General features: G+C 47.8%; 8 protein-coding genes and 1 pseudogene. 2 read left to right on the forward strand and 7 right to left on the reverse strand.

Features of this window, described 5'->3' with window-relative positions; translation table 11 throughout:
• A pseudogene (locus B2590_RS01400) lies at nucleotides 1-180 on the forward strand (HNH endonuclease); the annotation flags it as partial.
• A 193-nt stretch (nucleotides 181-373) separates the two neighbouring features.
• On the opposite strand, the gene B2590_RS19230 reads toward B2590_RS01400, so the two are convergent.
• From B2590_RS19230 to B2590_RS01410, 3 genes are read right to left on the reverse strand one after another with little or no spacing between them, the layout of a single operon-like run.
• Nucleotides 374-706 (reverse strand): MbcA/ParS/Xre antitoxin family protein, encoded by a 333-nt coding sequence (locus B2590_RS19230; RefSeq protein ID WP_353744214.1) that lies wholly within the window; start codon nucleotides 704-706, stop codon nucleotides 374-376.
• Nucleotides 707-729: 23 nt separating this feature from the next.
• Nucleotides 730-1,089: an antitoxin Xre/MbcA/ParS toxin-binding domain-containing protein gene (locus B2590_RS01405; RefSeq protein ID WP_286847794.1), complete on the reverse strand. Its 360-nt coding sequence runs from the start codon at nucleotides 1,087-1,089 to the stop codon at nucleotides 730-732.
• 23 nt (nucleotides 1,090-1,112) lie between these two features.
• Complete coding sequence (locus tag B2590_RS01410; RefSeq protein ID WP_286847796.1) at nucleotides 1,113-1,571, reverse strand: hypothetical protein; 459 nt, start codon at nucleotides 1,569-1,571, stop codon at nucleotides 1,113-1,115.
• Nucleotides 1,572-1,656: 85 nt separating this feature from the next.
• Between B2590_RS01410 and B2590_RS01415 the strand changes: the two genes are divergently transcribed.
• Nucleotides 1,657-1,938 (forward strand): helix-turn-helix domain-containing protein, encoded by a 282-nt coding sequence (locus tag B2590_RS01415; RefSeq protein WP_273070559.1) that lies wholly within the window; start codon nucleotides 1,657-1,659, stop codon nucleotides 1,936-1,938.
• Between the two features lie 33 nt (nucleotides 1,939-1,971).
• Here B2590_RS01415 and B2590_RS01420 read toward each other — a convergent pair whose 3' ends face one another.
• The 4 genes from B2590_RS01420 to B2590_RS01435 all read right to left on the reverse strand — a co-directional run.
• Nucleotides 1,972-3,960 carry an AAA family ATPase gene (locus B2590_RS01420; protein WP_286847797.1) on the reverse strand — a complete coding sequence of 663 codons (1,989 nt, stop codon included), beginning with the start codon at nucleotides 3,958-3,960 and terminating at the stop codon, nucleotides 1,972-1,974.
• 227 nt (nucleotides 3,961-4,187) lie between these two features.
• Nucleotides 4,188-4,643, reverse strand: coding sequence for a hypothetical protein (locus tag B2590_RS01425; RefSeq protein ID WP_286847799.1), 456 nt, complete (start codon nucleotides 4,641-4,643; stop codon nucleotides 4,188-4,190).
• Nucleotides 4,640-5,245, reverse strand: coding sequence for a hypothetical protein (locus B2590_RS01430; RefSeq protein WP_286847800.1), 606 nt, complete (start codon nucleotides 5,243-5,245; stop codon nucleotides 4,640-4,642). The genes B2590_RS01425 and B2590_RS01430 overlap by 4 nt, the downstream gene beginning before the upstream one ends.
• Nucleotides 5,235-6,492 (reverse strand): hypothetical protein (locus B2590_RS01435; RefSeq protein WP_286847802.1); only part of this gene is annotated, 1,258 nt, incomplete at its 5' end. The genes B2590_RS01435 and B2590_RS01430, both read right to left, overlap by 11 nt.

Here is a 6,492-nt window from a genome sequence, read left to right on the forward strand (position 1 = left end):
GATATTTTTTCTATTCCACTAAGCAGTAAAGGGGCCCGCAGTCCTATTCAGTGGTTGCCGCCTGTTGGACAATGCAGTTACGTGGCTCGGTTCTTCCGTATCCTGAAAAAGTACAGGCTTAAGCCATCCACACAGGAGAATGAATGGATGCAGTCCTTTTTAGATCGCTGCCGCAGCTGACAGTATGCTTAGCAAGCTAATCTACTTGTCAAAGGAAGAGCCGGTCGATGAACGGCAAGAAACTGACTGAACTGGAGCCACTGGTAAACCAGGCAGTTTCTGGACCCATGCGATTTGGAGCCGGTTCTGAGCCTACGAGCTTGGATCAACTGAAGGCAATGCCCTCGCGGCCAGGCCACGTTTGCCGGCCCTCCTATAAAAGGGACTCCAAATAGGCCATAACTTCGTCCAATCCCTCCGCTTTCTGTAGTCGCTCTCTGGGACTACAACCGAACCGCCTGTTGCTCGTCCTCATCCATTGGGACACCCCAGCATCGTCGTTTCCAGCTCTGGCAGATAAATACTGGTAGATTCGGATTAATTTCTGAGCCCTTTGTCCTAGCCAGCTCGCAGGATCAATTTCGGTCCCCAGACATTTTTCATCGACGCCCAAGATTCTCGCAAGCTGCATTTCGTTGATGTCCAGAGCAAATGCTGCTCGCATAGTTGCTTTGGCCAGTACCGTAGAAGGATTCTCAGGCGCCATATCTTGCTCCTTTTCAACTCCTGCTATGGTATAGATCCATGCTCCAGGCGTCCGATTAAAAGTCTAAGGGCCTCGACGTCTGGTTCAGACCGGAGCATTTCAGAGGGTTTTCTGCCGCTTAACGGCGCCTGTGGCAGGGTCATCCATCTGTTTTTCGCTACGACATCACCTTCGAAAAGCTCCAACGCCTCTGCATGTACCAAGCTGATCAATCTTTTCAAGTGAGAATCGTTCGGGTCTTCAATCACTGCCTCAAGGACGATATTGCTTTCCGAAACAGTAATTTCGAGGTGTTGATCTGGCTCAAACCCTACCTGGTCCATGATCTCCGCAGGAATAGGGACAAAAAAATTCTCCCCGTCAGATTCGATCTTTGTACGCATGAGTTCCCAACTCCACCGCTGCGCTATCGTTCGCTATCATCCGGAAATGCATGCTTTTCTTCGGAATACAGAGTCTGGCGCCAGCTGAGCGCGTTGATCTCTGACATATCTCTGGTCGCGTAACATAAGTCGTTTGTAAACTGATATATATAATCAATCGAGATCAGGTCGGAACTGTCAGCAACTGCAATCAGCTCCTTCAGCTGCGACATCTGCCAGCTCCCTGCGCCGTTCATCCATGGCGGTGTCACAATCATTACCCGTTCAATCCAGAACGTGTCTCTACTCTCATCAATCAGTGCCACCAGGTCAGAGGGTTTTGTAAGTAGATAATAGCGACGCACTTTGCCTCCCACCCGAGAGTAGCCTGTGCTCACATAAAACCAAATATCGTCGTATGCAAGCTCGACGCGGCTCCAAAAATGCTCACGACCAAATGGTCGACCTAGCAGCTCTTCCGTGTGATTTTGAGTCATGAACATACGTTTTCCTCCAAAATGCACACTATAGTTTGTAGTGCTATAGCGTGCAATCCGGTGTCATGGCCCTTTTCCTTCAGGGGTCGGCATGGAACTGCACCACGCATTCGGGCAAGCGCTGAGACGGCAGAGAAAAGCCAAAGGACTGTCTCAAGAGGCATTCACAGGAGTTAGCAGTCGGACGTACTTGAGCGAGCTGGAAAGAGGTCTTAAAAACCCGACGCTCGACAAGATCGAAGATCTGGCAGCAACAATGGGCATTCACCCTTTAACACTTCTGGTTGAATGTTACTCGCTCAAAGACGATGTAGAGCCGAAGGACATTTTCGCCATAATCAACCAAGAGCAGGCTGACCTGGAAGAAAGCTAGAGGGGAGAAGGTCACCATGGGTATCCATAAAATTTAGCCCCTCAAGCGAACTTCTAAGATTCCACTTTGCTCTAGAGCAACACTCAAACCTACCACTCGGCTCGTAGCCTTTGATGGACTCTTAACGGCAACTTCAAAAGCTTCGTAGTCACCGAGAATATGGCATCGAGACTGGGCGCGAGTAATAGCCGTATACACAAGGCTTTTATCAAGCAGTCGTGATTTCCGAACCGGGAAGATAATAGTATGGGCTTGGCTTCCCTGGGCCTTATGGACCGTGACTGCATAGCCGTGATCTATGATGTCGAGTTTCCCAACGGGGAACTCCACTTCTCGACCATCCACTTCAATGCAACACGCTATCGAATCGTTGTCTTCAGGTTCGTCCGCCGCAACACGGGTTATTTTACCGAGCGAGCCATTTCGGACATCTAATGTGTAATCGTTCTTCTTGACAAGCACCAAATCCCCGAGCCTTACTGGCACAAAATTGATAGTCAAATCGACGACTTCCAGTCCGGAGCTTGTTATTGACAACGTGCGGACTCTGGGCCGATCCTGTTTTAAGCGATTGATGATTTGTGCGTTGATTTCAGCCGTTGACCCTGCGCCGCTCTTGGTAGGGCAGACGACAATAATTGAGAAATCTTCGCCAGTTCCACCGAGCGCAAAGTATGCATCAGCGGCGCGGGAATTTAGCACAGAGTTACCGCACGAGCAGAAGTCAATGTCTTGGTGGCAAAAATCCGGGGCCCGGTGATCTCTTATGGCACTCGAAACAGCAACGATACCGCTATTTTCAGCCTGCCTTTTAACCACTTTCAGCGTTGTTTTTGGGATTCCTGGGTGATCAGCCAAGACATGCAAAAAAAGCCCAGGACCGACGGGTGGGAGCTGCTCCGGGTCACCAACTAATATAATCTGGACACAATCTGGTATCCGGCGCATCAAGTAATAAGCACTGATGACGTCAACCATCGAAGCCTCATCGATGACAACAACATCCTCTGGTCCCAGATCCTCGACTTTAACTTCCTGACCCTGCAGGAATGCCGCAATTGTCCTGGCCGGAAAACCTGTGCTCTCCTGCATCCGCTGAGCTGCACGTCCGGAGAGCGCTATCTGATGAATCCGCACACCAGCCGTATCGCTTTCAAGCGCTTTATAGACGCCTTTAAGGACGGTTGTCTTTCCGCAACCTGCGCCGCCAAGAATAAGGCTGAAAGACGCTCTGGCACTTAAAACAATGGCCTCTCGCTGCTCTGTCGTGAGATCAATGAAATTTTCGTTTTCGTAAGCATCGATCGCAGCATCAATGTGGTCTATAGACTCCGGACCGTGAGAGCGCTGTTTAAGTCGTGCGACGATTTTCTCAGCAATCATTGTTTCCATAAGCCATGGACCAATCGGATGAACCAGTCGCTCACTCTTCTTAAACAGTTTCCCCCCCTCGACCTCCAACGCTTTTTCAACGAATTGCGAATTCATTGAAATCGTGTTTTCTATCGTGGCTTTGACCTGCTTAAGGTTCGCGGCCGTGTTGCCGGAATTGAACCTAGACAATAGCGCCTCATTAACAGCGGCCCTCATCCTGCGGCTATCAGAAACGTCTATGCCAAATTCATGGCGAGCAATATCATCAACCCGCATCCAATTCTGCATGAATGTGAGCAGCCGATATGGGTCTTCCTTCACGCGATCAACTGCATCACACCCATAGGCCTTAACAAGATCTAGACAAACAGCCGACGGTAGCGGTTTGCTCATCAAGCTCTGAAGTGCACGGATATACCCTAGGCTTCGGAACTCCTCACACAACTTAAGGGCACTCTGCTCCGAGATAATACGCTTGAGCGACTCGATATCGACTTGCTCAATGATGTCGAATATGTTTTCACCAAATTCGATCCAGAGGTTCTGAGCCTTGACGCGACCAATTCCTGAGAACTTCTTGCTTTCGCTGAGAAGTCTTATGAATGCTTCACCGTCCCGCAGAATGAGCTCAGCAGAATCAAGGTTCACAACCTCTTCCTTGAATGTGTAATCCCCCCTGGTAAGGGTCTGCTCTGTTTTGTGCCCGGAAACTCGCCATGTTGTCCCTATTTCAAAGGGCTCACTCCAAGCCCTGCCCGCTGCTCTGAGCACGATCCTTTTCCCAGTCTTAACGCACTGCGAGCCCATGAGTATCAGCTGAGCCGAATTGAACCGGACAGAGCGGATAGTTGTTTCGAGCTGGACAAATTCCACCATTAATGAGGAACCCGTCCATTCGTTGTCATGTGATGCTCCAAGAACTCAAGCCGATCTACTCTACGCTTCAAATCATCTCGCTCAGCTATGAGTGCGGCGTTTTGCTGTTCTAACGCTTTAATGCGTGATTGACTTTGACCAAGCGATCTATCTTTGCGAGCTGACTCCGCTTTGAATGATCTTGCATCTTTCTCTTTGGCCGGCCTGAGCTTGCCTTCTTCTCTAAGCCTCTCTTCAAGCTCAAAAAGGTTGTTTTGAAGCTCTTTGTTCGACGTCCATGCTGATCTTGCGAAACACAGTTCGTTGGCTATTTCACTGCGATTCAGCTTATCCCCGGTCTTGTAGATGTACTTTTCCCAATCACCTTCCGCTTCTCGCATGTCTGTCCAGGATAAGAAATCGGCAAGAATTTGTGCTTTCCTATCCTGAGCGGACTGTTTTTTCTCACCGGTCATTTTCTATTCCTTTTAAGCCAGTCAAAAAAGCCTTCTGGAAAATCCTCCTCTTCTAGTAAAGTCCCAACTCCGAACTCATCTTCGATCGTTCTTTTTTGTAGATCGAACTTTGCTCCCTTCAGCTCTTTTAAAAGCTTATCGATGACCTTTTTCCACGTGGCGAAGCTCGCTTCTACAGCTTTCTGAGAGGCATCGTGAGATACACTTTGCCCGAGTCGATGGTGAGCTTTCGACCGGTCCTCTAGAGCAGTTGTCAGCTGCTTGCTGAGCCTCTCAATTTCATTGTTCTTCTGTCTAATCTCAAGCTTGAATTTCGTTCGTTCGCTTCCGGTGACCTCTTGCGGCCCACCCTTTTTACTATATTCTTCCAGAATGGGTCGATAAGCGGAGTTGCGGCGAGTTAGCGTTGAAATAGCAACCGGTGCCTTTTTTTCCGGCGACCTTTCGTTGAGTTTCTTTGCGCCAAATTGGGCTGCCCGGGTGATGTTTTTGAAAGGTTCTCCTCGGGCCCGCACCTCTTCTTTTAATATTTCCTCCAGATTCCCAGCATCTTTGCTCACGCGATCACGCCAGTGGCTATCTAAAGCTTCTTTATTCCCCATCACTCATACCAATTAGCTTTTTAAGAGATTCCGCACTGCCTTTCTGAGTATGTTCTTCGATAGACCGAACTACCTCATCTAAGCTCACACCTTCCAATAGCGCTGTTTTTTCTACAAACAGAGCTGCAGCCTTGACGGGATCATTATCGAGTTGTGTATGAATTCGTTCCATCAACTCTGGATTTATCTTTGATATCATATCCCGAGCATACCTTTGCGCAGTGATCTTCAGCCTGTTGCTTTGGAGTGTTTTTGCATCGGACGTTTCAATAATGCGCCATATATTTTTCTTTTCTACTGACCAATATACTCCGGGCTTGTGATAGACGAGTTTCTCTCGATAATGTTCAGTTCCATCCTCACCAAGAAGAATTTCACCGTTAGTCATCTGTATTAACTGGTCGTGACGAACCATCCAAGAAGAAAACTCAGAAATTAACCGCATTCTTTTTTCTTGAAAATCTCCGCGCTCAGATTTCGTCAGTTCATTGGAGTTTATGGAAGTAGAAAGGTCTGCAATCTGATCTCCGATTTTTCTAATCGTCGCTGCAATAGCCGGCGCATCGCTTGGAAAAGAAAGTGCAGCAGGGCAAATTCCGCAAAGTTTCTGGCCATCAAGTATCGCCCTAATTTTCTTTGGGCAAACATTAGAGTATGGACAAATGTGTGTCCTGTTTACACTAATTTCCCTGTCTGGTGCCCTTTTGTATTCTTCATTAAGATCGAAATCGTCAATATTCACAGCAGACATCATCAATGATTTAGAAGGAAGCCCTTTCTTTTTGATATCTTCAACTATCTCGTCGGCATTCTTTCCATCTTTTCCGATCACGAAAGGAAGGCCCGCACTCTTTGCCACGTCCTGAGCCAATCTGTATTCCCCCAGAGTATTTGACGAATAATATCCGACCGTTTCTGGAGATTGACCTGTGTATAGTTCTGAAATCACTTGCTTATCTAAAAACATTGTGAAAAAGCTGTCGAAGGTCTTTCGAAGTCCATGAACAGTTATCGCAGACCTGTACTTGAACAAACTCACTGGCCTCAGGTTCTCGCCAACTTCTTTATGTTGGCTGACATCATCCTCATCAATAATAAACGTCTTGATAGGAGCTTGTGTACGAGTGGCTTTGAGGATCTCGAAATCGTCGAGGCTCATACCGCGTGCCTTTGGATAGAGATATGACCCGAATTCGTATCCTGTACGTTTTAGGAGAGATTGAAAAGAATATAAAAGATCGGTAAGA

This window comes from Marinobacter sp. UBA3604 (assembly GCF_002375325.1).
In the GTDB taxonomy this organism is placed as follows: Bacteria; Pseudomonadota; Gammaproteobacteria; order Pseudomonadales; family Oleiphilaceae; genus Marinobacter; species Marinobacter salarius.